A 2,292-nucleotide genomic window follows, 5' to 3' on the forward strand; every position below is an offset into this window, starting at 1 on the left:
TGTTGCCAGTGTAATTCATTGTGCAACAGAGTTACGCAAGACGTAGAGGCCGTGCCAGTGGGCAGGTTAAAACCATTGCGATATCGGGCGTTTTCGCACGTTTCCAAACGCCACATCTGCAAGACATTCGAGAACACCTTCAAATATGGATGCAACATAACCATCAGGATGGAGGCGACGCGGAATCTCCCGATTCAGCCAACACGCGCTCGATACGGGGGTCGGGGACGGCCCAGCTCAGACCCACGACCATCAGCAGGATGCCCGCCATGTACGCTGCCGTCTGTCCCAGCAAGGGCAGCACAACGGCGACGACGTAAGCCAGCATCGAGACCTTTTCTTTGGTACTGCCCCGCACCGCCTGCGCCAGCAGGGTGTTGCTAGCATCCGCACGGATCAGCGCCCTTTGGAGCAGGGGAAAGGCCACTGCGCACATCAGCAGATCGAAGGCGTACACGCTGATCGGGGTGGGGGCAAAATGGCTCTCTCCCACCCAGGCCGTGAGCCAGGGCAACAGCGACAGCCAGAACAGCAAATGCAGATTGCCCCACAAGACCACGCCGTTGATCCGCTTGACGGCCTGAAACATGTGGTGGTGGTTGTTCCAGTACAAACCGACGTACAGGAAGCTGACGACATAGGCCAGCATCTTGGGCCAGTCCCTGAACAGGTCACTCAGCTCGCGTCCTTCCGGGACGTCCAACTGCAAGACCATGATCGTGATGATGATGGCGAGCACTCCGTCAGAGAATGCCTCGGTACGGCCCTTATGCATAGGTTTCCATTCTCCTTGGACATCAGCATTCAGCCCGCGAGGTTGGGCCGCTGGACGCCACCTTAAAAAATACGCGTGGGACCACGTCGTCCAGAGGGCGGTCAACGTCCTCACCTCGCTCCGACTCGCTGGCTGCTCAGTACCCGACAGTTTCTGAGGGGACTTGAAACTCATCGTCCAGTACGGCAAAACAGAATGCGTCTCTCTCTCTTTTGACGTCATTGCAGGTCTGCTTTGTCTCCCATTTCCCCGAATACCGCAAAAACCAGGTGGACCTGCTGGCTCTGCTCGTCCTAGCCCTGATCCAGGCCAAAGATGTGCGCCACGCTGCACTGGCCGAGCGTTGCTGTGGCAACGCTCAGACGGCCTCGGTGATTCGCAGAATTGAGCGCTTCTTTGATGGGCATCCGGTGTGTCCTCTGGATGTTGCCCGTCTGGTGCTCGCCCTCTTGCCCGACTCCAAGCGCCGTGAATTCATCGTTGATCGCACGAACTGGAAGCTGGGCCTGATGGACGTCAACGCCCTGGTGCTGGCCATCAACTGGCGTGGCGTGGCGGTCCCGCTGCTCTTTGAGTTGTTGCCACATGGTGGCAACAGCGATACCGACACTCGCTTGATCTTGCTGGGCCAGGCGCTGACCCTGCTGGACTGTTGCGACGTCGCCACCATCTACGGAGACCGGGAATGTATTGGTCAGGAGTGGATTGAGGGTCTGGCCGCCAGGGGATTGCCCATCACCGTTCGGCTGCGGGTGGATACGCGTATTGACAGCTTGCCCGCGAGTGACTGGCTCAGCGACCACCAGCCCAATACCAAAGGAATCGTGCTCAACGACGTGGTGATCTACGGGCTGCCGATGAACGTGGTGCTGACCAGGACCGATCAGGGAGAACCCCTGATCGTGGCGAGCAATGCCATGGCGGCCAGCCGAATATTGAAGGGGTACCGCAAACGTTGGAAGATTGAATGCCTCTTCAGGGCGCTGAAAAGCAAAGGCTTCAAGTTGGAGAACACCCACATGACACTTCGGAGTCATGTGGCACGATTACTGTGTCTGCTGACCCTGGCCTATCTCTGGAGTGTCCTGGTTGGCATCGACCAGGACAAAGTGCTCAAAAAACATGGACGCCCTGCCTGGAGCGTCGTGACCCTGGGACTCCGCTCACTCGTCCGAGCCTGCTCCCGACAATTAGGCACCTTGACGGACGAACTCCTGAACCTCCTCCAACTCTGGACACCGCACCAGAAGGCTCAAGGCGAAAATGTCGGGTACTGAGCTCCCAAACGCTTGACCGAACCTATTCTTGGCCGATTGAATCGTAAGTTCACCAGTAGTGGCCGCAAGCCGTGTTAGCTTGCAGTATGCAACTTCAAAGCGGTTTGAATCCTGACGCAGCGCTGCTTGTTCTGATCGGCGACGCAGTGCGAGAAAATACCCTTGATGAAATTCTGACGCCGGACAGTCGGCAGACGCTGAGCGCCGCTGCTGATCGGCTGCTCCCAGATCTCAAGGCCG

At 57.9% G+C, this 2,292-nt stretch carries 2 protein-coding genes; one reads left to right on the plus strand and one right to left on the minus strand.

Features of this window, described 5'->3' with window-relative positions; genetic code table 11:
- Positions 1–163: 163 nt before the first annotated feature.
- A complete protein-coding gene (locus tag FNU79_RS18830; RefSeq protein WP_143722323.1) occupies positions 164–775 on the minus strand; it encodes a TMEM175 family protein in 612 nt (203 codons plus the stop codon).
- Between the two features lie 212 nt (positions 776–987).
- On the opposite strand from FNU79_RS18830, the gene FNU79_RS18835 reads away from it, so the two are divergent.
- Entirely contained in the window at positions 988–2,052 is a 1,065-nt protein-coding gene (locus tag FNU79_RS18835) for a transposase (RefSeq protein WP_143722324.1), read from the plus strand.
- The last annotated feature ends 240 nt before the right edge of the window (positions 2,053–2,292 follow it).

Origin of the sequence: Deinococcus detaillensis (genome assembly GCF_007280555.1) — a bacterium.
Taxonomy (GTDB): domain Bacteria; phylum Deinococcota; class Deinococci; order Deinococcales; family Deinococcaceae; genus Deinococcus; species Deinococcus detaillensis.

What these genes read in the sequence shown, in the direction of transcription:
- FNU79_RS18830 (WP_143722323.1), bottom strand. Translation starts at nt 775, where the DNA reads ATGCATAAGGGCCGTACCGAGGCATTCTCTGACGGAGTGCTCGCCATC.